At 65.4% G+C, this 23370-nt stretch carries 26 protein-coding genes; 8 read left to right on the top strand and 18 right to left on the bottom strand.

Annotation, left to right across the window (positions count from 1 at the left end; genetic code table 11):
* Positions 1 to 16 precede the first annotated feature (16 nt).
* The 5 genes from AC57B5_RS26040 to AC57B5_RS26020 all read right to left on the bottom strand — a co-directional run bounded on the left by AC57B5_RS26040 (position 17) and on the right by AC57B5_RS26020 (position 6461).
* On the bottom strand, positions 17 to 538 hold the full coding sequence (locus tag AC57B5_RS26040) for a GNAT family N-acetyltransferase (protein WP_013801040.1): 522 nt from the start codon (positions 536 to 538) through the stop codon (positions 17 to 19).
* 257 nt (positions 539 to 795) lie between these two features.
* A complete protein-coding gene (locus tag AC57B5_RS26035) occupies positions 796 to 2292 on the bottom strand; it encodes a coniferyl aldehyde dehydrogenase (RefSeq protein ID WP_496400602.1) in 1497 nt (498 codons plus the stop codon).
* A gap of 130 nt (positions 2293 to 2422) precedes the next feature.
* On the bottom strand, positions 2423 to 2776 hold the full coding sequence (locus tag AC57B5_RS26030; RefSeq protein WP_496400601.1) for a hypothetical protein: 354 nt from the start codon (positions 2774 to 2776) through the stop codon (positions 2423 to 2425).
* A 30-nt stretch (positions 2777 to 2806) separates the two neighbouring features.
* A complete protein-coding gene (gene clpB / locus AC57B5_RS26025) occupies positions 2807 to 5419 on the bottom strand; it encodes an ATP-dependent chaperone ClpB (protein WP_012207006.1) in 2613 nt (870 codons plus the stop codon).
* A 133-nt stretch (positions 5420 to 5552) separates the two neighbouring features.
* Complete coding sequence (locus tag AC57B5_RS26020; protein WP_065347069.1) at positions 5553 to 6461, bottom strand: helix-turn-helix domain-containing protein; 909 nt, start codon at positions 6459 to 6461, stop codon at positions 5553 to 5555.
* A gap of 104 nt (positions 6462 to 6565) precedes the next feature.
* Between AC57B5_RS26020 and AC57B5_RS26015 the strand changes: the two genes are divergently transcribed.
* Positions 6566 to 7456: a DMT family transporter gene (locus tag AC57B5_RS26015; RefSeq protein WP_496400600.1), complete on the top strand. Its 891-nt coding sequence runs from the start codon at positions 6566 to 6568 to the stop codon at positions 7454 to 7456.
* 12 nt (positions 7457 to 7468) lie between these two features.
* On the opposite strand, the gene moaE is transcribed toward AC57B5_RS26015, so the two are convergent.
* Positions 7469 to 7930, bottom strand: a complete 462-nt coding sequence (gene moaE / locus AC57B5_RS26010) for a molybdopterin synthase catalytic subunit MoaE (RefSeq protein ID WP_496400599.1) — start codon at positions 7928 to 7930, stop codon at positions 7469 to 7471.
* Between the two features lie 106 nt (positions 7931 to 8036).
* Between moaE and AC57B5_RS26005 the strand changes: the two genes are divergently transcribed.
* From AC57B5_RS26005 to dapA, 3 genes are all read left to right on the top strand, one after another.
* A complete protein-coding gene (locus AC57B5_RS26005) occupies positions 8037 to 8291 on the top strand; it encodes a hypothetical protein (RefSeq protein WP_012207010.1) in 255 nt (84 codons plus the stop codon).
* Between the two features lie 8 nt (positions 8292 to 8299).
* Positions 8300 to 8644 (top strand): hypothetical protein, encoded by a 345-nt coding sequence (locus AC57B5_RS26000; protein ID WP_012207011.1) that lies wholly within the window; start codon positions 8300 to 8302, stop codon positions 8642 to 8644.
* A 295-nt stretch (positions 8645 to 8939) separates the two neighbouring features.
* A complete protein-coding gene (gene dapA / locus AC57B5_RS25995; RefSeq protein WP_496400598.1) occupies positions 8940 to 9875 on the top strand; it encodes a 4-hydroxy-tetrahydrodipicolinate synthase in 936 nt (311 codons plus the stop codon).
* Here dapA and AC57B5_RS25990 read toward each other — a convergent pair.
* The 7 genes from AC57B5_RS25990 to AC57B5_RS25960 form a co-directional block, all read right to left on the bottom strand.
* On the bottom strand, positions 9821 to 10174 hold the full coding sequence (locus AC57B5_RS25990; RefSeq protein WP_016447744.1) for a recombinase family protein: 354 nt from the start codon (positions 10172 to 10174) through the stop codon (positions 9821 to 9823). The genes dapA and AC57B5_RS25990 overlap by 55 nt on opposite strands.
* A gap of 5 nt (positions 10175 to 10179) precedes the next feature.
* Positions 10180 to 10449 (bottom strand): molybdopterin converting factor subunit 1, encoded by a 270-nt coding sequence (moaD, locus tag AC57B5_RS25985; RefSeq protein WP_496400597.1) that lies wholly within the window; start codon positions 10447 to 10449, stop codon positions 10180 to 10182.
* Positions 10446 to 11681 (bottom strand): molybdopterin molybdotransferase MoeA, encoded by a 1236-nt coding sequence (locus tag AC57B5_RS25980; RefSeq protein ID WP_496400596.1) that lies wholly within the window; start codon positions 11679 to 11681, stop codon positions 10446 to 10448. The genes moaD and AC57B5_RS25980 overlap by 4 nt, the downstream gene beginning before the upstream one ends.
* 9 nt (positions 11682 to 11690) lie before the next feature.
* On the bottom strand, positions 11691 to 12251 hold the full coding sequence (mobB, locus tag AC57B5_RS25975) for a molybdopterin-guanine dinucleotide biosynthesis protein B (RefSeq protein WP_034396637.1): 561 nt from the start codon (positions 12249 to 12251) through the stop codon (positions 11691 to 11693).
* 46 nt (positions 12252 to 12297) lie between these two features.
* On the bottom strand, positions 12298 to 13725 hold the full coding sequence (gene thrC / locus AC57B5_RS25970; protein WP_192366271.1) for a threonine synthase: 1428 nt from the start codon (positions 13723 to 13725) through the stop codon (positions 12298 to 12300).
* Positions 13726 to 13865: 140 nt separating this feature from the next.
* On the bottom strand, positions 13866 to 15215 hold the full coding sequence (locus tag AC57B5_RS25965) for a homoserine dehydrogenase (protein ID WP_012207018.1): 1350 nt from the start codon (positions 15213 to 15215) through the stop codon (positions 13866 to 13868).
* A gap of 108 nt (positions 15216 to 15323) precedes the next feature.
* Positions 15324 to 16559 (bottom strand): pyridoxal phosphate-dependent aminotransferase, encoded by a 1236-nt coding sequence (locus tag AC57B5_RS25960; RefSeq protein WP_012207019.1) that lies wholly within the window; start codon positions 16557 to 16559, stop codon positions 15324 to 15326.
* A 170-nt stretch (positions 16560 to 16729) separates the two neighbouring features.
* On the opposite strand from AC57B5_RS25960, the gene AC57B5_RS25955 reads away from it, so the two are divergent.
* From AC57B5_RS25955 to AC57B5_RS25940, 4 genes are all read left to right on the top strand, one after another.
* Entirely contained in the window at positions 16730 to 17098 is a 369-nt protein-coding gene (locus tag AC57B5_RS25955; protein WP_012207020.1) for an Mth938-like domain-containing protein, read from the top strand.
* 138 nt (positions 17099 to 17236) lie between these two features.
* A complete protein-coding gene (locus AC57B5_RS25950; protein WP_013801026.1) occupies positions 17237 to 17722 on the top strand; it encodes a peroxiredoxin in 486 nt (161 codons plus the stop codon).
* Positions 17723 to 17898: 176 nt separating this feature from the next.
* Positions 17899 to 19710: a PhoH family protein gene (locus AC57B5_RS25945; protein ID WP_496400595.1), complete on the top strand. Its 1812-nt coding sequence runs from the start codon at positions 17899 to 17901 to the stop codon at positions 19708 to 19710.
* Between the two features lie 3 nt (positions 19711 to 19713).
* The gene (locus tag AC57B5_RS25940; protein ID WP_013801024.1) at positions 19714 to 20112 is read left to right on the top strand and encodes a hypothetical protein; all 399 of its coding nucleotides are present in this window, start codon (positions 19714 to 19716) and stop codon (positions 20110 to 20112) included.
* Between the two features lie 73 nt (positions 20113 to 20185).
* Here the strand turns inward: AC57B5_RS25940 and dnaB are convergent, their stop codons facing one another.
* From dnaB to rpsF, 5 genes are all read right to left on the bottom strand, one after another.
* Positions 20186 to 21619 carry a replicative DNA helicase gene (gene dnaB / locus AC57B5_RS25935; protein WP_012207024.1) on the bottom strand — a complete coding sequence of 478 codons (1434 nt, stop codon included), beginning with the start codon at positions 21617 to 21619 and terminating at the stop codon, positions 20186 to 20188.
* Positions 21620 to 21751: 132 nt separating this feature from the next.
* Positions 21752 to 22204 (bottom strand): 50S ribosomal protein L9, encoded by a 453-nt coding sequence (gene rplI, locus AC57B5_RS25930; protein ID WP_013801023.1) that lies wholly within the window; start codon positions 22202 to 22204, stop codon positions 21752 to 21754.
* 11 nt (positions 22205 to 22215) lie between these two features.
* Positions 22216 to 22497 (bottom strand): 30S ribosomal protein S18, encoded by a 282-nt coding sequence (gene rpsR / locus AC57B5_RS25925; RefSeq protein ID WP_012207026.1) that lies wholly within the window; start codon positions 22495 to 22497, stop codon positions 22216 to 22218.
* Between the two features lie 18 nt (positions 22498 to 22515).
* Entirely contained in the window at positions 22516 to 22806 is a 291-nt protein-coding gene (gene priB, locus AC57B5_RS25920; protein WP_012207027.1) for a primosomal replication protein N, read from the bottom strand.
* A 26-nt stretch (positions 22807 to 22832) separates the two neighbouring features.
* On the bottom strand, positions 22833 to 23195 hold the full coding sequence (gene rpsF / locus AC57B5_RS25915) for a 30S ribosomal protein S6 (protein ID WP_012207028.1): 363 nt from the start codon (positions 23193 to 23195) through the stop codon (positions 22833 to 22835).
* Positions 23196 to 23370: the final 175 nt, after the last annotated feature.

The raw sequence follows: 23370 nt of genomic DNA, 5'->3' as shown, positions 1-23370 counted from the left end.
TGGTTTGGCGAATCGATCAGTTCAGTGCGCGCTTGAGCCGCACTTCCTCGATCTTGAGAGCGCCGACCTGGGCCGTCTTGGCGGTGGACATTTCGCGCTTGAAGCCGGCGAGCTCATGGAAGCGCAGCGCGCGTTCATTGCGCAGCGGCACCCACGAGGTGACATTGGTGCAGCCTTCTTCAAGCAGGCCGTCGCGTGCGGCGTCCCACAGGGCCACGCCCACACCCTGATTCCAGTGCGTGGGAGAGGCATAGATGGCCCAAATTTCACCGGTGGTCTGGCGCGACTTCTCATCGCGCGAGCGGTCGAAACCGACGAAGCCGACGATCTTGTCGCCGTCGATGGCAACCTGAACCTGGGGTTCGCAAAATTCGATGGCTTCGCGCCAATAGGCCTGGCGTTTTTCTACCGACGACATGCTCTTGAGCTGGTCATCGGGAACCAGACCGCGATAAGCCTCCATGGCGGAAGCAGTATGGATCTGGGCAATCGCTTTTGCATCGCGGAGAGTGGCTGGACGAACCTGGATACTAGACATGGAAAAACCGAAACGAAAACAGGTGAAAATAGAAGGGCGTGATTTTCACAGGAATCGCGCTTTTTGCGTGCGTTGCGGCTCTTAGCCATGCACGCAAGTACGGCTGTGCTCGTTTTCTTGCCCTCGGCATTGGGATGTGCTATGTGCTCTCCAAAAAAGAGCAGCTGGTGCACGCGACACAAGGCTTGGCAGGGAATCAGTTGACAATTTCTCACGATGCAGGCAAGCCCGGCAACGGCGAGAAATCACCCCCTCGCTCACAGCCAGCGGCGCATCAACTCCATGATGCGGTCGAACCTTGCGCCGTAGGGCGGATACAGCATCGAAGCCCCCGACCAGCGCGACTGCACGAACACCGCCTTCTGATGGCTCAGCCGTGCAAAGCCCTGCTCCGAATGGTAGGCCCCCCAGCCGCTGTCGCCCACGCCGCCGAAGGGCAGGTTCTCGTGGGCGAAGTGCAGCAGGGTGTCGTTGACCGTCACCCCGCCGCTGATGGTGCGTGACAGCACGGCATCACGCACTTTCTCATCGCGGCCGAACCAGTACAGCGCCAGCGGCCTGGGCCCCGCATTGATGGCCGAGACCACGTCATCCAGCCTGTCGTAGCTGATCACGGGCAGGATGGGGCCGAAGATCTCCTCCTGCATGAGCTGCATCTGGCTGGTGGCATTGAAGACCAGGGCCGGCGCCATCTGGCGCTCCACGGCATCGCCCCAGGCCATGTCGGCGCTCTCCTGGCCGGCTCCGCCATCCTCCATCCATTCGACATGCGCCCCCATGCCCTGGGCCTGGCGCAGCATCTGCCGCAGGCGCGCCAGGTGGCGCTTGGTGAGGATGGCCGCATAGTCCGGATTGCCGGCAAAGCGCGGGAACAGCCGCCGCGCCGCGGTGCGAAAGACCTCGGCAAACTCCGCCTCCTGCCCGCGCGGCAGCAGCACGTAGTCGGGGGCGATGCAGGTCTGGCCCGCGTTGACGAGCTTGCCATGCGCGATCTTGAGCGCGGCCTCCTTCAGGTCGCAGTCGGTGGAGATGATGCAGGGCGACTTGCCACCGAGCTCCAGCGTCGTCGGCGTCAGGTGCGCCGCCGCCGCCTGGGCCACGCGACGGCCCACGGCAGTCGAGCCGGTGAACAGCAGATGGTCGAAGTGCAGGCCCGAGAACTGCGTGGCAATGCTCACATCGCCTTCGATGACGGCGAATTCCTCGGGCGCGAAAAACTGCCCCACCAGCGCCGCCAGTTGGGCCGAGGTGTGCGGCGTGAGTTCGCTGGGCTTGAGCATGACGCGGTTGCCCGCCGCCAGGGCCGTGATGGCCGGCCCCAGCGCCAGCTGCACCGGATAGTTCCACGGGGAAATCACCCCCACCACGCCCAGCGGCTGGCGCTCTATCCATCCCCGGCCGGGCATGAGCATCAGCGGCGTTCGCACCCGCTGGCGCCCCGACCAGCGCGCCAGATGGCGCAGCGTGTGCTTGAGCAGGTTGCGCAGCACGAACAGCTCCACCATCTCGGTCAGCCGTGGCGAGCGCATGCCGAAGTCGGCCTGCACGGCGGCGGCCAGCACGGGGCCGTGCTCGTCCAGCAGCTTTTGCATGCGCAGCAGGCGTTCGCGGCGTACCAGCAGGGGCACGTCCACCTGCGCCCGGCTGGCCTGGTACTGAAGGTCGAAGACGCGGTGGAGATCCAGCTGGGTCATAGGCTCAATGGTAAGAAGACACTTGCATGCGCCGCATTCCAAGGATGCGTCGCGGCACATGTTGGCATGCAGCGGCAGGAAAAAAAAGGGAGCCTTGCACGGGCTCCCGAGGGTTTCAGACTATACGGGCCGCCACGCGCGGCCTGGGCACGAAGATGCGCAGGCCGCGTAAAGGCTGCAGCAAGACGCTTCAGGGCTCGCGCACTTCACGGGGTTGAACGTCGGTCACCTCGCCCGCACCCGGCAGTACGCCGGCACCGGCGCGGCGGCCGCCGCCCTCGGCAGCGCCATAGGCGCGCTGCGGACGCTGTGCCATCCACTCGGAGCCGGAGCGGTACACGGTCTGCCAGCCCGCCCGCGGGCTCATGCGCATGGCCCAGGGCATCACCGGCTGGCCGGTGATCCTGGCCCACAGCGCTCTCACGGCCCAGACCAGGGCCAGCAGCGCCGCGGCGGTCAGCAGGCTGACAAAGAAGACCAGGCCCACAAGCATCAGCAGGATGCGAACGGCCCAGCGGGTCAGGGTGGCGACAAAATCGTTCAAAGCAAAGCCTTTCTTGGCTGGCCCGGTGCGTCAGGCGGGGTCTGCCGCATCGAACCGGAATACGCCCGGCTCCAGCACCGGGTCCACATGTACCGCAATCGTGCTCTTGGGCGGGAAGCGCCCCTCGAGCAGCAGTTTCGACAGCGGATTCTCGATCCGCTGCTGTATCGCGCGCTTGAGCGGCCGGGCCCCGAAAACGGGATCGAAGCCCACCTTGGCCAGTTCGGCCAATGCCTGGTCGGACACCTGCAGCGCAAGGTCCATTTTCTCCAAACGACGCTCCAGCAGCTTGAGCTGAATCCTTGCGATCGACTCGATATTCTTCGCGTCGAGCGCGTGGAAGACCACGGTTTCGTCGATGCGGTTGAGGAATTCGGGTCGGAAATGGTTCTTGAGTTCCCCCCAGACCGCATCTTTCACATCATCGTAATCCTCGCCGACCATGGCCTGGATCAGCAAAGAGCCTATGTTGCTCGTCATCACGATGACCGTGTTCTTGAAGTCCACGGTGCGGCCCTGGCCATCGGTCAGGCGACCATCGTCCAGCACCTGCAGCAGCACGTTGAACACGTCGGGGTGGGCCTTTTCCACCTCATCGAGCAGCAACACGCTGTAGGGCTTGCGGCGCACGGCCTCGGTCAGGTAACCGCCTTCCTCGTAGCCCACGTAGCCCGGCGGCGCGCCAATCAGGCGGGCCACGGAATGCTTTTCCATGAACTCGCTCATGTCGATGCGCACCAGATGGTCTTCGCTGTCGAACAGGAAGCCGGCCAGCGCCTTGCACAGCTCGGTCTTGCCCACGCCCGTGGGGCCCAGGAACAGGAAGGAGCCGGTGGGCCGGTTGGGATCGGACAGGCCCGAGCGCGAGCGGCGAATGGCATTGGCCACGGCCGAGATGGCCTCGTCCTGGCCGACGACGCGGTCATGCAGCCGGTCTTCCATGCGCAGCAGCTTGTCCTTCTCGCCCTGCATCATCTTGGCCACGGGAATGCCGGTGGCACGGCTGACCACTTCGGCAATTTCCTCGGCGCCGACATGGGTGCGCAGCAGCCTGTGGGCGGGCGCGCCGCCCTGCCCCTGCTCGTTGGCCTGGGCTTCGTTGAGCTGCTTTTCCAGCGAGGGCAGCTTGCCGTACTGCAGCTCGGCCACCTTGTTGAAGTCGCCCTTGCGCTTGAGCTCCTCGATCTGGATGCGGATCTGGTCGATCTCCTTGCGGATCTGCTCGGAGCCCTGGGCGCTGGCCTTCTCGCTCTTCCAGACCTCTTCCAGGTCGGCGTACTCGCGCTCCAGGCTGCCGAGTTCTTCCTCGATCAGTTGCAGGCGCTTTTGCGAGGCCTCGTCCTTTTCCTTCTTCATGGCCTCGCGCTCGATCTTGAGCTGGATCATGCGGCGCTCGAGCTTGTCCATGACCTCGGGCTTGGAGTCGATCTCGATCTTGATCTTGGCCGCCGCCTCGTCGATCAGATCGATGGCCTTGTCGGGCAGGAAGCGGTCGGTGATGTAGCGGTGGCTCAGCTCGGCCGCAGCCACGATGGCCGGGTCGGTGATGTCCACGCCGTGGTGGGCCTCGTAGCGCACCTGCAGTCCGCGCAGGATGGCGATGGTGTCCTCCACGGAAGGCTCCTCGACCAGCACCTTCTGGAAGCGCCGCTCCAGCGCCGCATCCTTTTCGATGTACTTGCGGTATTCATCGAGCGTGGTCGCGCCGATGCAGTGCAGCTCGCCGCGCGCCAGTGCCGGCTTGAGCATGTTGCCCGCGTCCATGGCACCGTCGGCCTTGCCGGCACCGACCATGGTGTGGATCTCGTCGATGAACAGGATGATGCGGCCCTCTTCCTGGGCCACTTCCTTGAGCACGGACTTCAGGCGTTCCTCGAAGTCGCCACGGTACTTGGCGCCGGCCAGCAGGCCCGCCATGTCCAGCGACAGCACGCGCTTGTTCTTGAGGCTTTCGGGCACCTCGCCGGCCACGATGCGCTGGGCCAGGCCCTCGACAATGGCGGTCTTGCCCACGCCGGGCTCGCCGATGAGCACGGGGTTGTTCTTGCTGCGGCGCTGCAGCACCTGGATGGAGCGGCGGATTTCGTCGTCACGCCCGATCACCGGATCGAGCTTGCCGATGCGCGCGCGCTCGGTCAGGTCCATGGTGTATTTCTTGAGGGCCTCGCGCTGGCCTTCGCCTTCGGCGCTGTCCATGGTCTGGCCGCCGCGCACGGCGTTGATGGCCGACTCCAGGCTGGAGCGCGTCACGCCGCTTTCCTTGAGCAGTTGGCCTGCGCGCGTGGAAGAGCCGCTGCTGTCGGTCAGCGCCAGCAGGAACAGCTCGCTGGCAATGAACTGGTCGCCGCGCTTGAGGGCTTCCTTCTCGGTTGCCTGCAGCAGCCGGCCTAGCTCGGAGCCGACCTGCACCTGGTCCTGGTGCTGCACGCGCGGCAGATCGGCCAGGGCCTTCTCGGCTGCGGCCTGCAGCTGGCCCACGTTGGCGCCGGCGCGCTGCAAGAGCGAGCGCGGACCATCGTCCTGGCGCAGCAGCGCCACGAGCAGGTGCAGGGGTTCGATATTGGATTGGTCACCGCCCAGGGCCAGCGTTTGCGCGTCGGCCAGGGCTTCCTGGAACTTGGTTGTCAGTTTGTCGATTCGCATGGTGTTTCTTTTCGCTCCTGAAACAGGGTCATTGCGATTTATCTGATACCGGCAGGGCAAATTTCAAGCCATGCCCGGTCTGCAAGGACAGACGCTTGCGCCAGATCAAGGCCGGCGAGGCCGGCCATCCTTCTCAAGCATTGCGCTGAAAGATTGAGAACTGCGTAGGCGTAACGCCCAAATGCGCCCGGAAGCTGCGCACCAGGTGGCTGGCGCTGGAAAAGCCGCAATCCAGCGCCAGCTCGGCCAGCGGCGGCACGTTGCGCGCAGACAGGGCACGCCGTGCCCGGGCCAGGCGCTGCTGCAGCACCCATTCGTGCACCGTGCAGCCCATGCTCTGGCGGAACATGCGTGCGAAATGGAATTCGGAGAGGCAGGCCTGTCTCGCCAGTGCCGGCAGCGACACGGCCTTGGAGTCATGCAGATGCGCCTCGACATGGGCCAGCACCCTGCGCCGCATGGCCGCAGAAAGCCCGCCCAGCGGCCGCTGCAGCGCCTGCAGCTGTCGCTGCGTGGCGGACTGCAGCACCAGCCGGTCCACCAGCTGCTGGCCAATGGCATCGGCCGCCAGTTGCTGCTGCGGGTCCTGCCAGTCCAGCTGCATCAGCGCACGGGCACCGGCGTGGAAGGCCTGATCGTCCCCATAGATCTGCGCACGCAAGGTGCGCGAGCGGGGCTCGGCATCCAGCATGCGGACCACGCGCCCCGCCCAGGCCAGGTCGGACACATACAGGTGCAGGAACTGCACGGGCGAGCGCACCAGCCAGTGCGATTCGTCCTCTGGCGTGAAGATGCAGATGCGCCCCGGCGCCCCCATGGCCTCGGGGCGCGCCTTGAGCTGCGAGCCCTCGCCCCCGGCCAGGTAGACCGACAGCGTGTGGTGACCGGGCTGGCAGTAGCGCACCTCGTCGTCCACATTGGCCCAGACGGCCAGCTCCACCCCTTCGCTCAGGCGCACGCGCCGCTGCAGCCGGGCCTTGGAGCGTGACAGCACCTGGCACAGGTGGCTGGAGGGCAGCTCGGGCAGCGGCGTGGGCGTCATGGCAGCGATTGTGGTCCCGCAGCCATACCGACGCATGGCGCCAGGCCATCAAACCGCAGGAATCTGCCATGCCCGCCCAGCCTGCGGCGCCATCATCACCGGCCATGACTGCCACCCTCTATGCCCTGGTCGTGCTGATCTGGGGTTCGACCTGGATCGCCCTGAAACTGCAGCTGGGCGCCGTGCCCGTGGAGCTGTCCATTGCCTACCGCTTTGCGCTGGCCGCCGTGCTGATGTTCGCCTGGCTGGCCTGGTCGCGGCAGCTGCGCGTGCCCCGCGGCCCGGCGCTGCCGCGCGTGCTGGCCCAGGGCCTGTGCCTGTTCAGCTTCAACTTCGTGTGCTTCATGCATGCCAGCGAGACGCTGGCCAGCGGCCTGGCCGCCGTGGTGTTCTCCAGCACCAATCTCTGGAACGCGCTGCTGGCGCGCATCATCCACGGCCGCCGGCTGGCACCCCATGTGCTGGCCGGCAGCCTCTTCGGCCTTGCAGGCCTGGTGGCGCTGTTCTGGCCCGAGCTGCGCGCAGGCCGGCATGCCAGCCTGCCTGGCCTGGCCTGGGCGGTGCTGGGCACGCTGTGCTTTTCCTGCGGGAACATGCTGTCTGCCTCGCTGCAGTCCATGGGCTGGCGGCCCGCACAGACCAATGCCTGGGGCATGCTGGCCGGCACGCTGCTGCTGACCGGCTATGCGCTGGTGGCAGGCCTGCCCTGGCGCTTCGATACCAGCTGCACCTATGTGGGCTCCTGGCTGTACCTGGCCATTCCAGGCTCGGTGATTGCATTCACGGCCTACCTGACCCTGGTGGGCCGGCTGGGTCCGGAGAAGGCGGCCTATGCGACGGTGCTGTTCCCCATCGTCGCGCTCAGCATCTCGGCGCTTTTCGAGGGCTATGTCTGGACGCCGCTGGCCGTGGGCGGGCTGCTGCTGGTGATGTTCGGAAACCTGCTGGTGTTCCGCCCGCCGCAATGGTTGCGGGGTGCTGCGCTCAAGGCCTGAAGGCCCGCCGCCTCACTGGCGCCAGCGCGCCAGCGCCTCTTCGTCGCTGACGCGCGCATCCACCCAGCGCGCGCCCTCGGGCGTCTGTTCCTTCTTCCAGAAAGGCGCCAGCGACTTGAGGTAGTCCATGATGTATTCGCAGGCCTGGAAGGCCATGCCCCGGTGCGATGCGGTGACGGCCACGAGCACGATCTGGTCCATGGGCTGCAGCGGACCGATGCGGTGGATGACACGCGCGCCATGGATGTCGAAGCGCTGGACCGCCTCGTCGATGATGGCCTCGATGGATTTCTCGGTCATGCCCGGGTAGTGCTCCAGCTCCATGCTGGCCACGGCGGCGCCCTCGTTGCGGTCACGCACCGTGCCGATGAAGCTGCAGACCGCGCCCACGCGCGCGTCGCCGCCGCGCAGGGCGGCGAGTTCGGCCGATACGTCGAAATCCTCGGTCTGGATGGATACACGGGCTGCTTGCATGCCCGCATTGTCGCAGGGCGGCGGCGCACCAGGGCGCACCAGGGACTGGCGAACGCGGTAGCATTGCCCTCCCCCGCCGCCGGCCTTTTGCTGCAGCGGGCCATGCATGGCCACACTCACGATCACTACCCCCGAATACACGCTCTACCCGTCGCCGCGCAACGAGCAGCGCGTGGTCTACGAGCATCAGCTGTTCGTGTCCCATCCCTACACCATCATCCATCTGCCCGACTACAACTTTCGCGGCAAGGCCACGCTGTTCGCAGCCCACCGCCTGGCCGACGGCAAGATGGGCCAGCTCGTGAGCTGCGAGCTGGCCGAGGACCTTGCTCGCTTCGAGCGCCTGTTCGAACCCGATTGAGGCGCGCCATGGACGAGACCAGCCAGATACAGCCGCCGCCGAGCTTTGCCGCCCTGTATGCCGACCGGCACGGCCGGCTCAAGGCATCGATTGCAGACGTGGTCGGGCGCTATGAATTGTGCGAGGACCTGGCCAGCCACCTGGTCGAGCAGGCGCAGACGCTCTATCACTCCGGCAATTCCTCGGAGCAAGGCGTGCTGCTGGGCATGCACGCGGGCCTGGCGGCCGAGGGCTCCATCGTCAGCCCTGGCGAGGCGCGCTGGATCGTGCAGCGCCTGGCCGAGCTGCTGGAGTGGCAGGCACCGCTGCTGCCCGATGCATCACCCCCTCCCGGCGCCGACGGCGCAGCCTGAAGGCCACCCGCCACCCCTCACCCAGGCGCTCAGGCGCGCTACACTGCGCGCCATGCCTGCAATCTTTGCCTTCCCCACATGCCACGGTGATGCCGTGCGCCTGTGCCTGGGCAAAGCCTGCAAACCCCAGCTCGTCTGACCGGAGCTGAGGTTCCGTCCAGATGAGCGACGGAACCGGCCCGGCAGCCTCCATCTCCCCTTCCCGCATCCCTTCAGGCGCCTGCCTTTCCGCCCTCGGTCTGGCCGGTGGCTGCGTCCGGTCGTTCATTGTTTGAATCACCCGAAGGGATCTTCCATGTCTTTGCCTTCCACCACCTCGCCGCAAGCCCGATTCCAGGGGCTGTGGCTTCCGCTGGTCACGCCCTTTCTTCCTGGAGATGAGGCGGCGGTGGACCACGGGGCGCTGCGCGCCCTTGTGCAGCACTACAACGCCACCGGCATCGCCGGCTACGTGGCCTGCGGCTCAACCGCCGAGGCCGCCGCGCTGAGCGAAGCGGAGCACGATGCCGCCCTGTCCACCATCCTCTCAGCGGCCCAGGGCATGCCCGTGGTCATGGGAGTTTCCGACTGCCATCTGGGGCATGCGCTGGCCCGCGTTCAGGCACTGAACGCCCTGCCGCTGGCCGGCATTCTGGTGCCCGCGCCGCATTACATACGCCCGTCGCAGGCAGGGCTGCTGCTGTGGTTCACGGCGATTGCCGAGCGCAGCGCCCATCCGGTCATCGTCTACGACATTCCCTACCGCACCGGCGTGGTGCTGGAGCTGGCCACGCTGCGTGCGCTGGCCGCACATGAGCGCATCGTGGCCATCAAGGATTGCGGGGGCGATGCCGCCAAGACCCAGGCACTGATCGCCGATGGGCAACTGCAGGTGCTGGCCGGCGAAGACGCGCAGATCTTTTCCACGCTGGCCCTGGGCGGAGTGGGAGCGATTGCTGCCAGCGCGCACGCGCATACACGGCACTTCGTCGCGTTGATGCAATGCCTGGAGCGCGGCGACCTGCCCGCTGCCCGCGCGCTGTGGCAGCCGCTGCAGCCGCACATCGCCGCCTGCTTCGCCGAGCCCAATCCCGCACCCATCAAGGCCTTGCTGGCGCAGCAGGGCCGAATGCGGGCAACGCTGCGGGCGCCCATGCAGGCTGCATCGGCCGCGCTGGCGCAGCGGCTGGCCGGGATTCAGCTGCCGCTGCTGCCGTCTGCAGACGGTGTTGCCGAGCGCAGGTCGGCATAGCGGTTCAGGATGCGTTGCACCTGACCGTGCGTCCACTCGCCGCCCCGGGCCGCGGCAATGCCGCGGGCATTGAGTTCGGCGGCCATGGCGCGGTGCGTCAGCCCGCGCGCCTGCAGTTCGGCGAACAGCGCCTCATGCTGCTGGGCGAAGGCATCGGCCGTGGATTTGCGCTTTTCCACGGTGGCGCGCAGGTTGTCTGCGCCTGCACGGCCCAGTTGCACGCCGCGCGCCTTGGCTTCGGACAGGGCCTTGCGCGTGCGTGCACTGATGGCCTGGTCCACGGGCTTGTCGGTGGTCATTTGGGTCAACCTCCGGTCACGGGAGGAAAGAAAGCCACCTCGTCCCCCTGGCGAATGGCGGCACCGGCATCGCACAGGACCTGGTTCAGCGCCATGCGCACGGCCTTGCCAGGGGCCAGCGCTTCGGCGGCTGCACCGCCACGCGCAATCAGTTCCTCACGCAGCGCGCCCACGGTGGCGGCCTCGGTGGACAGGGTTTCGCTGCCCGTGCCCAGGGCTTCGCGGATGGAGGCGAAATAGCGCACGGTGATGGTGATGGGGACGGCCTGGCTCATGACAGCAGCTCCGAAAAGGCGATGAAGCGCACCCGGTCGCCCGGCGCAATGGCCTTGCCCGGCGGGTTGTCCACCACGCCATCGCCCCAGGCCGCCGAGGTCAGCACGCCCGAACTCTGGTTGCGGAACAGCTCCAGCCCGCCGCTGTCGTTGTAGCGCACGCGCAGGAATTCGCGGCGCTTGTCCCCGCGCGGCCAATGGAAGTCGGCGCGCACCTCGACCGAGCGCGGCAGCGCCTGCTGCACGCCCTGCAGGCGCAGCACGAAGGGGCGTACCAGCAAAAGGAAGGTGACGAAGCTGGAGACCGGGTTGCCGGGCAGACCGATGAAGTGGGCAAAGCCTTCGCCCTCGCGGTTCACGCGGCCATAGGCGAAGGGCTTGCCGGGCTTGACGGCGATCTGCCAGAGGTCGAGCTGGCCCAGCGCCTGCACGGCGGGCTTGACATGGTCCTCTTCGCCGACAGAGACCCCGCCGCTGGTCAGGATCAGGTCATGCGCGCGGGCCGCTTCGCGCAAAGCATCCACAGTGGCTTCGCGCCGGTCGGGGACGATGCCGAAGTCGGTGACCTCGCAGCCCATGCGCTGCAGCAGGGCGCGAAGGAAGAATCGGTTGCTGTTGTAGATGCTGCCGGGCGGCATCTGCTCGGGCGCCACGGTGCCCGGCATGACCAGCTCGTCGCCTGTGGAGAACAGGGCCACGCGCGGCTTGCGCGCCACGCGCAAAGAGGCCAGGCCGATGCTGGCCGCCAGCCCCAGCTCGGCCGGCGACAGGCGCGTGCCGGCCGCGATGACGGTGGCGCCGCGCCGGATGTCTTCGCCAGAGCGGCGTATCCATTGCCCGGCCTCGGGCCGCGCCTTGATGCGCACGCGGCCGTCTTCCAGGACTTCGCAGTCTTCCTGCATGACGATGGCATCGGCACCTTCGGGCACCGGAGCGCCCGTGAAGATGCGCGCCACCGTGCCCACGGCCAGCGGCTGGCCCATGGCGCCTGCGGGGATGCGCTGCGAGACGGGCAGCTCGGCATTGCCCTGGGTGCATTCGGCGCTGCGCACGGCGTAGCCGTCCATGGCGCTGTTGTCCTGGGGCGGCACTTGCAGCGGAGAGACGGCATCGGCCAGCAGCACACGGCCATCGGCATCGAAACTGTCCACGGTGTCATCGCCGGCCAGCGGCAGTGCCTGGGCCAGCAATTCGGCCAGCGCTTCGTCAAGGGGCTTGAGCGGGGCTCGCATGGTGTTTTCCTAATTTCGAGGGAGGCCTGGGGCACGGTAGCGCAGTTGCTGCGCATGCTCCAGCAGCCATTGCAGTATCTGCCCTGGCGCATTGAGATCGAGCACGGGCTGACGTGGCGGCTCTGGCAAGCGCTGCGGTGCGTCGGTGGCAATGGCCAGCACATGGGGGTCGTGCGGATACAGGGGCGCCTGGGTCTTGCCGGCGCTGGCGCGCTCGGGCTGATCGCGCCAGATCTCTATCTTGGGCAGGTCGGCGTGCTTGAAGCCTTCGACCAGCACCCAATCCACGCGCGGATCGAGTTCGGCCAGCATGTCATGCACCGACAGCTCCGTGGGACGGGGGAATTCGCGCATCAGCGCCAGACGGCGATCCGAGGCCAGCACCACTTCATAGGCGCCCGCCTTGCGGTGGCGCCAGCTGTCCTTGCCCTCGTGATCGACATCGAAATGGTGGTGGGCATGCTTGACCACCGAAACGCTGAGCCCCTGCGCACGCATCAGCGTGATCAGGGGCTCCACCAGGCTGGTCTTGCCCGAGCCCGAGTAGCCGGCGAAGCCTATGACCTTCATCGCCATGCACTCCTGCTGCGGACCTTTGGGCAGCCCGGCTGCCGCATCAGTCGCAATGCCGGGCGATATAGGCCTTGACCTGCTCGGCGTCGGCCGGCAAGTCGGTCACGCGCTTGGGCAGGTCCTCGATGCCTTCGAACTTGGCCGGGCGATCGGGCAGGCGGCCCAGGGCTTCCTCGATGGTGGCGGCGAACTTGATGGGCAGTGCCGTCTCCAGCACGATCATGGGCACGCCGGACTGCAGCTGCTCGCGCGCCACCTTGACGCCGTCGGCCGTGTGCGTGTCGATCATGGTGCCGAAGCGCTCGAAGGTATCGCGGATGGTGGCCAGGCGGTCGGCATGCGTGCTCTTGCCGCTGACAAAGCCGTAGCGGGCAGCAGCTTCCTGGAACAGCGGATTACCGCCCAGGTCGAAGCGGCCCTGGCGCGCCACGCCCTCGGCGAACAATTCGCGCGTGGCCTGGCCATCGCGGCCCAGCAGGTCGAACACGAAGCGTTCGAAGTTGCTGGCCTTGGAGATGTCCATCGAGGGGCTCGATGTCTCGTAGGTATGTTCGCTGCCGCGCACCACATAGGCGCCTGTGCGGAAGAACTCGTCGAGCACATCGTTCTCGTTGGTCGCCACCACCAGGCGTGCGATCGGCAGGCCCATCTGGCGCGCCACGTGGCCGGCGCAGATGTTGCCGAAGTTGCCGCTGGGCACCGTGAAGCTGACCTTCTGGTCATTGCTCTGCGTGGCCTGCAGGTAACCGGCGAAGTAGTAGACGACCTGGGCCAGCAGGCGGGCCCAGTTGATCGAGTTGACCGTGCCGATCTTGTACTTCGCCTTGAAGGCGTGGTCGTTGGAGACGGCCTTGACGATGTCCTGGCAGTCGTCGAACACGCCTTCGATGGCGATGTTGTGGATGTTGGCGTCCTGCAGGCTGAACATCTGGGCCTGCTGGAAGGGACTCATGCGGCCGCGCGGGCTGGTCATGAACACGCGCACGCCCTTTTTGCCGCGCATGGCGTACTCGGCCGCGCTGCCGGTATCGCCACTGGTGGCCCCCAGGATGTTCAGTTCCTCGCCACGGCGGCCCAGCTCGTACTCGAACAGGTTGCCCAGCAGCTGCATGGCCATGTCCTTGAAGGCCAGCGTGGGGCCGTTGGACAGGGCTTCGAGCCACAGGCCGTCTTCCAGCGGGCGCAGCGGCGTGATCTCGGCCGTGCCGAACACCTGCTGCGTATAGGTCTTGGCGCACAGGGCGCGCAGATCCTCGGCCGGGATGTCGTCGATGTACAGACTCAGGATCTCGAAGGCCAGCGCTGCGTAGCCCTGCTCCTTGTAGATGCTGCGCAGCTCGCCCAGGCGGGCGGCATCGATCTGCGGATAGTGCTCGGGCAGGTACAGCCCGCCATCGGGCGCCAGGCCCTCGAGCAGGATGTCGCAAAAGCGCTTGCGGTCCGCGTGGCCGCGCGTGGAAAGATAAAGCATGTCGCTTCCTCGTCAGTATTCTGTGAGACGGGGCGCGGCCGATGCCAGGGATGCCGAGCAAGGGCCGCCCCGCAGCGAGGGCGTCGTCCCCCTCCCGCGTGCGAGAGAGGGGGAAGCGGCGCAGCCGCTCAGGGGGTGTCTTAGTTCAACTCTTCCTTGCGGATGCGGTTGATAGGGGCCAGCACCGTGGGCAGTTGCTGGATCTGGGCCAGAGCCGTGTCCATATCGCCTTCGCGCGTGGCATGGGTCAGGATGATCAGGTCGGTCTGCGGCACGCCCTGGCTGCCTTCGCTGTCGCCGCTCACTTCGCCGGCCTCTCGCTGCAGCAGGGCGTCGATGCTGATGCCCATGCCCGCGAGGATGCTGGTGATCTTGGCCAGCACACCGGCTTCGTCGGCCACGCGGATGCGCAGGTAGTAGCTGGTGACCACCTCGCTCATGGGCAGCACGGGCAGCTCGCCACCTGCGGCGACCAGCGTGTTCGACTGGAAGGCCAGCGGGGGCACGCGGTGCTCGGGGTCGGCCGTGTGCAGGCGGGCGATGTCCACCAGATCGGCGATCACGGCGCTGGCCGTGGGTTCGGAGCCTGCGCCCTTGCCGTAGTACAGCGTGGTGCCCACGGCGTCGCCATGGACGACGACGGCGTTCATCGCGCCTTCCACGTTGGCGATCAGGCGTTTGGTCGGCACTAGGCTGGGGTGCACGCGCAGCTCGATGCCCTTGTCCGTGCGCTTGGTGATGCCCAGCAGCTTGATGCGGTAGCCCAGTTGCTCGGCGTACTTGATGTCGGCCGCAGACAGCTTGGTGATGCCTTCCACATGCGCCTTGTCGAACTGCACGGGAATGCCGAAGGCGATGGCGCTCATCAGCGTGACTTTGTGGGCGGCGTCCACGCCTTCGATGTCGAAGGTCGGATCGGCTTCGGCATAGCCCAGGCGCTGGGCTTCCTTGAGCACCACGTCGAAGTCCAGGCCCTTGTCGCGCATTTCGGACAGGATGAAATTGGTCGTGCCGTTGATGATGCCGGCCACCCACTGGATCTGGTTGGCCGTCAGGCCTTCGCGCAGCGCCTTGATGATGGGAATGCCACCGGCCACGGCCGCTTCGTAGGCCACCATCACGCCCTTCTCGGCGGCGGCCTTGAAGATTTCGCTGCCATGCACGGCCAGCAGGGCCTTGTTGGCCGTGACCACATGCTTGCCGGCGGCAATGGCTTCCAGCACCAGGGCCTTGGCAATGCCGTAGCCTCCGATCAGCTCGATCACCACGTCGATCTCGGGGTTGGCGATGATCTCGCGCGCATCGCCGACCACCTTGGCCGTGTCGCCCACGACGGAGCGGGCGCGTTCCGTATCCAGGTCGGCCACCATGGCAATCTCAATACCGCGGCCCGCACGGCGGCGGATCTCTTCCTGATTGCGCTGCAGCACGTTGAAGGTGCCGCTGCCCACGGTGCCAATGCCCAGAAGGCCTACTTGGATCGGTTTCATAAACTACTTGCCAGTCAAAAAACGCTGCGGCGCCCAGAAGGTGCGCGCCGGCAGCCGGTAAAAAGCAATGGCCGGCGGAAGGCCCTCTCCTCCACCGGCCCGCACAGCTCAGCCGCGGTCCGTGCCGTGGCGCTTGCGGTATTTCTCGAGGAACACTGCGAGACGGCGGATGGCCTCGCGCAGGTCGGTGTCGTGCGGCAGGAAGACGATGCGGAAATGGTCGGGGTGCGGCCAGTTGAAGCCTGTTCCCTGCACCAGCATGACCTTGGTCTCTTGCAGCACTTCCAGGAAGAACGCCTGGTCATCCTTGATCGGGTAGATCTCGGGGTCCAGGCGCGGGAACATGTACAGCGCGGCTTGCGGCTTGACGCAGCTCACGCCGGGGATTTCGGTGATCAGCTTGTGGGCCAGATCGCGCTGCACGCGCAGCCGGCCGCCCTCCTGCACCAGCTCGTCGATGCTCTGGTGGCCGCCCAGCGCCGTCTGCACGGCCCATTGGCCGGGCACATTGGCGCACAGGCGCATGTTGGAGAGCATGTTCAGGCCCTCGATATAGTCCCGGGCCGCCTTCTTGTCGCCCGAGACCACCATCCAGCCCGCGCGGTAGCCGCAGCTGCGGTAGGCCTTGGACAGCGAGTTGAAGGTCAGCGTCAGGACGTCGGTGGACAGGCTGGCGAGCGGCGTGTGCACCACGTCGTCGTACAGCACCTTGTCATAGACCTCGTCGGCAAAGATCACCAGGCCATGCTCGCGGGCCAGCGCCACGATGCTTTGCAGCAGCTGCTTGCTGTACAGGGCGCCCGTGGGGTTGTTGGGATTGATGACGACGATGCCCTTGGTGCGCGGCGTGATCTTGGCGCGGATATCTTCCAGGTCGGGCATCCAGCCATTGGACTCGTCACACATATAGTGCACGGGCGTGCCGCCCGACAGGCTGGTGACGGCGGTCCACAGCGGATAGTCCGGCGCCGGCAGCAGCATCTCGTCGCCGTCGTCCAGCAGCGCGTTCGTGGCCAGGCTGATCAGCTCGGATGCGCCATTGCCCAGGTAGATATCGTCCAGCGTCACGCCCAGGATGCCCTGGCGCTGGGTCTCGTGCATCACGGCCTTGCGCGCCGCGAAGATGCCCTTGCTGTCCGAGTAGCCTGCCGAATTGGGCAGGTTGCGGATCATGTCCTGCTGCACTTCCTCGGGGGCATCGAAGCCGAACACGGCCAGGTTGCCGATATTGAGCTTGATGATCTTCTGACCGTCCTCTTCCATCTTCTTCGCCGCGTCCATGATGGGCCCGCGGATGTCATAACAGACGTTGGCTAGTTTTGCGGATTTGAGAACGGTTTTCATGCTGAGAATATGAAAGTGGCCGGCGCGGGCTTGCGGCCTTCATGCACGCCAAAGTGCCCCATGCACCCTGGTGAAACCTATAATTTGACCACAGTTCCGCAATGCAGCATCGCCCTGGCCCCGGCCATGTGGCGGCCACCCCCTTCGCGCAGACCGCGCCACCCTCATCCATGAAATTCCACGCCGACAAATCCGAAGCACAGAGCATCACGGGCTATGGCCCCGGCTGGGTCGCCGTGGACAGGGAAAAATTCGAGCACAGCCTGCTGGTAGGCGCCAAGGGCCTGCGCCAAGCCTGGGACTGCGTCCGCTTCGAGGACCTGACGCCCGAGCATTTCGAGGCGCTGTCCCAACTGGATGCCGAGGTCATCATCCTGGGCAGCGGCCAGCGCAACCGCTTCCCACCGGCGGCCTGGCTGCGCCCCCTCATGGCCCGGCGCATAGGCCTGGAAAGCATGGACACGCAGGCCGCGTGTCGCACCTACAACATCCTTGCCAGCGAAGGCCGTAACGTCGTCGCGGCCCTACTCTTGGAGTAGACTCCTGCCCCCCTGATTGGGTGAAATCCCGTTTTCAGGGTAAAATTGCAGGTTGCGGTTGGGGGCATTTCCGATAAAAGCAAAAACACAAACACGGCCCTCGGCATTTCAACGACTACACCCGAGAGATATAAGCGCATGGCGATCGTTGTCAACAAACCCCTTCCCGAATTTGAAGCCAACGCTACCGGCGGGATCAAGGTGACCAACACCTCCCACACGGGCCAGATTCTGATCCTGTATTTCTACCCAAAGGACAATACGCCTGGCTGCACCACTGAAGCCATGCAGTTCCGCGACAAGTACAAGGACTTCGTGAAAGCTGGTGCCACCGTGTTTGGCGTCTCGCGCGACAACATGAAGTCGCACGACGACTTCAAGGAAAAGCTGGAACTGCCGTTCGAGCTCATCGCCGATACGGAAGAGAAGATGTGCCACATGTTCGGCGTGGTCAAGAACAAGATCATGTACGGCAAGAAGGTGAAGGGCATCGAGCGTTCCACCTTCCTGGTGGGCACCGATGGCCTGCTGGTGCAGGAATGGCGCGGCCTGAAGGTCCCCGGCCACGTTGACGAGGTGCTCAAGGCTGTCAAGACCCTGAAGGCACTGAAGCAGGCCGCCTGATAGCGACAATCTGACAGGCGACAAAGCGCCGGCCGACATATTCAGGCCATTAGCCTATGCATAATGGGACGATGCCTCTTAGCAAAGACGCTTTTCCCTGTCACCCCACCAAAGCCGCCTCGGTTTCCAGGCGGCTTTGTGCTTTTTGATCCCTGTTGAGGAACGGTTCGTCCACTATGCCCCTGCCCCCCGCACCCGGCCGCCGTGCCGCCAAGCTCTCCCCCGAAGCCTTTCTTCCCGTGCGCGGTGCCCAGCACGCAGACCCCCTGCCCGCTGACGATCTTCCCGATGCAGCCGAGGCCGTAGCTGCCGCCGCGACGCGCAAGCGCAAGCCGGCCCCGGCCCCCGCCTCCAACAACACCGCCACAGCTGCAAAGCCCGCACCGGCGCGCGGCCGCAACACCAAGCCAGCATCACCGGCACCGGCACCTGCGCCCGCGACTGCAGCCCCTGCCAATCGACAGCGCCGCGCAACCGACAATTCCAACGCAACGGCAGCGCCGTCCAGCACCCGCTCGGCCAAAAGGTCCTCCACAGAAGCCAAGCCGGCAGCATTGCTGGCAGCGCCGGTTCGCCCGCGCCGCACGCGCACAGGGCCGAAGACGCTGTTCGTGCTCGACACCAACGTGCTGCTGCACGACCCGACCAGCCTGTTCCGCTTCGAGGAACACGACATCTTCCTGCCCATGGTGGTGCTGGAAGAACTCGACGGCCACAAGAAGGGCATGACCGAAGTGGCGCGCAACGGCCGCCAGGTCAGCCGCACGCTGGATTCGCTGGTCGCCTCCCAGCCCTCCGAAACGCTGGACAAGGGCCTGCCGCTGAATGCCACGGGCCAGCGCAGCGCCACGGGCATGCTGTATTTCCAGACGGAACCGCTGGAGACCTCGTTGCCCGACAGCCTGCCCCAGGGCAAGGCGGACAACCAGATCCTGGGCGTGGTCGCCGCGCTGCGCAAGAAGTTCAGCGAGCGCGAAGTCGTGCTGGTGTCCAAGGACATCAACATGCGCGTCAAGGCACGCGCGCTGGGCCTGGCGGCCGAGGACTACCAGAACGACAAGGTACTGGACGACGGCGACCTGCTGTACGCAGGTGCCCTGGCCCTGCCTCAGGACTTCTGGGCCAAGGCGGGCAAGAACGTCGAAAGCTGGCAGGAAGGCGCCATCACCTACTACCGCATCAGCGGCGCCATCGTCGACCAGCTGATGATCAACCAGTTCGTCTACCACGAGGCTCCGGGCGAGCCCAGCCTGTTCATGCGCGTGACCGAGATCCGCGACAAGACGGCCGTGCTCAAGACGCTCAAGGACTTCGGCAATCCCAAGTACGCCGTCTGGGGCGTCACGGCGCGCAACCGCGAACAGAACTTCGCGATGAACCTGCTGATGAACCCGGACATCGACCTGGTCACGCTGACCGGCACGGCCGGCACCGGCAAGACCTTGCTGGCCCTGGCTGCCGGCCTGTCCCAGGTGCTGGACGACCGCCGCTACACCGAGATCATCATGACGCGCGCCACGGTGAGCGTGGGTGAGGACATCGGCTTCCTGCCCGGCACCGAGGAAGAGAAGATGGGTCCCTGGATGGGCGCCCTCGACGACAACCTCGAATTCCTGGCCAAGGGCGATGGCGGCAATGCCGGCGAATGGGGCCGCGCGGCCACCAATGAGCTGATCCGCAGCCGCATCAAGATCAAGAGCATGAACTTCATGCGCGGCCGCACCTTCCTGAACAAGTACGTCATCATCGACGAGGCCCAGAACCTGACGCCCAAGCAGATGAAGACCCTGATCACGCGCGCCGGCCCCGGCACCAAGATCATCTGCATGGGCAATCTGGCGCAGATCGATACGCCCTACCTGACCGAAGGCTCCTCGGGCCTGACCTACGCCGTGGACCGCTTCAAGGGCTGGCCGCACAGCGGCCACATCACGCTGGCGCGCGGCGAGCGTTCGCGCCTGGCAGACTTCGCCAGCGAGGTGCTCTAAGCCATGGCGATCAGCTGGATCACCGCGTTGAAGCTGGTGCCCTGGGGCGATGTCATCGAGGCCACGCCCCAGGTCGTCAAGGCCGCCAAGAACCTGCTGCGCAAGAAGGACGCTGCGCAGGAGCTCGATGCACAGCATCCTGCGGCCGTCGAGCCGCTGGCACCGCCGCGCTCGGCTGGCGAACAGGCGCTGCAGCTGATCCAGGCCCAGGACGCACGCATCGTGCAACTGGAACAATCCCAGCGCCAGTCGCTGGAGTTGATCGAAAAGCTGGCCGAGCAGAACGCCCAGATCGTGGCCACCGTGGGCGCGCTGCGCACGGGCGCCCAGCGGCTGGCCTGGGCATGCGCCATCCTTGGCGTCTGCGTGGCGGGCCTGCTGATCCAGGTCTGGCGCATGTAGATCGCCAACCACCCAAAGCAAACGGCCCCTCGGGGCCGTTTTTCATTGCGGGCACAAAGCCCGGGTATCCCGATCAGTACTCGTCGCCGCCACCGTAGCCCACGGCCAGGTTCTCGAAGCGCGTCTGGTTCTTCTGGAAGAACACCTTCACCGTTCCCGTGGGACCGTTACGCTGCTTGCCGATGATGACTTCGGCAATGTTCGGCTCCTTGCTGTCCTTGTTGTAGTAGTCATCACGGTAGATGAACATGATGATGTCGGCATCCTGCTCGATGGCGCCCGATTCGCGCAGGTCGGACATCATGGGACGCTTGTCGGTGCGCTGCTCCACCGAGCGGTTGAGCTGGGACAGGGCAATCACCGGGCACTGCAGTTCCTTGGCCAGCATTTTCAAGCCCCGCGAAATCTCGCCTAGCTCGGTCGCACGGTTGTCGGAACTGGCAGCCGAGCCCGAGCCGCTCATCAGCTGCAAATAGTCCACCACGATCAGGCCCAGCTTGCCGCAGGTGCGCGCCAGGCGCCGCGCATTGGCGCGCAGTTCCGTGGGGGACAGACCCGGTGTCTCGTCGATGTGCAGGGACACCGTGCGCAGCCGCTCGATGGCTTCCGTCAGGCGCGGCCACTCGTCGTCGTTGAGCTTGCCCGTGCGCAGATTGCCCTGGTTGACGCGGCCGATGGAGCCGACGATACGAACCGCCAGCTGGGCCGCGCCCATTTCCATGGAGAAAATGGCGACCGGCAGGCCCTCGTTGAGCGCCACATGCTCGGCGATATTCACCGCAAACGAGGTCTTGCCCATCGAGGGACGGGCAGCCAGCACCACCAGGTCACCGGCCTGCAAGCCGCTGGTCATGCGGTCCAGATCGACGAAACCCGTGGGCACGCCGGTCACGTCCATGGGGTTGTCGGCCATCTCCTGGACACGGTCCAGCAAGTCCACCACCAGCGTGTCGAGCGACTGGAAGCCCTGCTTGTTGCGCGCACCCTCCTCGCCGATGGCCAGGATCTTCTGCTCGGCCTCGTCCAGGATGCGATCGACCGTCTTGCCCTGCGGATTGAAGGCATTGGTGGCGATGTCGTCGCTGGCGGTCACCAGTTTGCGCAGGATGGAGCGCTCCCGCACGATCTCCGCATAGCGCCGGATGTTGGTGGCGCTGGGCACGTACTGCGCCAGCTGGTTCAGGTACAGCAGGCCGCCGATTTCCTCGGCCTTGCCCATGCTCTGCAAATGCTCGTAGACCGTGATCACATCGGCCGGCTTGCTGCCGTTGATCAGCTTGCCGATGGCCTCGTAGATCAGCTTGTGCTCATGGCGGTAGAAATCACCATCCACCAGCAGATCACCAACACGCTCCCAGGCGTTGTTGTCCAGCAGCAGCCCCCCTAGAACGCTGGACTCGGACTCCATCGAATGCGGCGGCACGCGCAACTGGGCCACCTGCTGGTCGCCAGCAGGCAGCGGTGCGAACGCATCATCGAGATCGAGCGGGGGCATTACGGACGACATGGAATTCCTGGAGATGAGCCCGCCATCGTAGCGGCTGGCAAAAGGCCGCGCCACCCGGCGTCATCACCCTGGCACGGCAAAGCAAAAAGCCGCCCTAAGGCGGCTTTTTGGTGATACGGGACAAGCCCCGGATCAGGAGTGGTCGCCGTAGACCGACACCGTCACTTCGACGCTGACGTCGGTGTGCAGTGCCACGACCACGGTGGCGTCGCCCACGGTCTTGATGGGACCGTTGACCAGGCGAACTTGCGACTTGGCAACGGCAAAGCCGGCCTTGGTCAGTTCTTCGGCGATGTCGGCGTTGGTCACCGAGCCGAACAGGCGACCGTCAACGCCAGCCTTCTGGGTCAGCTTGACGTTTGCGCCGTTGAGCTTTTCGCCCAGTTGCTGAGCAGCAGCCAGCTTTTCAGCCGCTTGCTTTTCCAGTTCGACGCGCTTGGCTTCGAACTCGGCCTTGGCGGAAGCCGTGGCACGACGGGCAGCGCCCGTGGGGATCAGGAAGTTGCGGGCGTAGCCGTCTTTGACCTTGACGATGTCGCCGAGGCCACCGAGGTTCACAACCTTGTCGAGCAGAATGACTTGCATGGTTGTATTCCTTAGATCTTGTGCTGGTCAGAGTAAGGAACCAGAGCCAGGAAGCGGGCGCGCTTGATGGCCGTGTTCAGCTGACGCTGGTAGATGGCGCGCGTGCCGGTCAGGCGAGCGGGCACGATCTTGCCGTTTTCACCGATGAAGTCACGCAGGGTGTCCACATCCTTGTAGTCGATTTCTTCGACGCCGGCGACGGTGAAGCGGCAGAAGCGCTTGCGCTTGAACAGCAGCGACTGCGTGTTGCGCTTGGGGCGCTTGTCCTTGTTGAATTTCTTGAACGTGGCCATTTCTGGACCTCTTGAAAATTAGTTTTGTTGAATGTCCTGGATGTGGAAAACCAGCAATTTGCCGTTGCGGGGCGTTGCCAGGAAGCCTTGGAACTTCCACTGGCTGCCGAGCGCCTGGCGGGCCAGCTTTTCAGCCAGCGCGCCAAAGGCCACCGCCTTGACAGATGCCGTCACGCTGCGTTCGCTTCCTGCTTCCTTTTGCCGCGACGCGTGTTCGAGTCGCAGTTCAAGGGCGGGCAGCCCTGCCGGCGTGTAGCGCAGTGCTTGAAGCTCTGCGATGGCTGCCGTCAGTGCAACGTGGTTCTCCACTCCTTCAGGTTCTGAAAGGGCTGGGCTCAGGCCTGTTCGGTCTGGCTGGCCTTGCGGGCTTCTTCACGCTCGACGGTCTTCATCATCGAGGAAGGCGCAGTGTCGGCCTTCTTCTTCTGAACCGTCAGGTGACGCAGCACGGCATCGTTGAACTTGAAGGCATGCTCCAGCTCAGCCATCACAGCCTGGTCGGCTTCGATGTTCAGGCACAGGTAGTGGGCCTTGGCGAGCTTGTTGATCATGTAAGCCAGTTGGCGACGGCCCCAGTCTTCTTCGCGATGGACCTTGCCACCGCCAGCGGTGATCATGCCCTTGTAGCGTTCCAGCATGGCGGGAACCTGCTCGCTCTGATCCGGGTGGATCAACAAAACGATTTCGTAATGACGCATATCGACTCCTTTTGGGAAAACGCCGCCCACTGCGTCTTGTAGCGGTGCGGCAAGGCAAAGCATTGGATTCTAGCGCAGCCCTCTTCCATCTGTACACTCCGCACTGCCCGAGACCCCGGATTCGTGTGGGGCTTTTGCCCCTTCGCACGGCTTTTGCCCCCACCGTGTGCACCTG

It is taken from the genome of Delftia sp. BGA-UO-ETr-SB1 (assembly GCF_059567865.1).
This window is presented reverse-complemented; position numbering and strand designations above follow the sequence as displayed.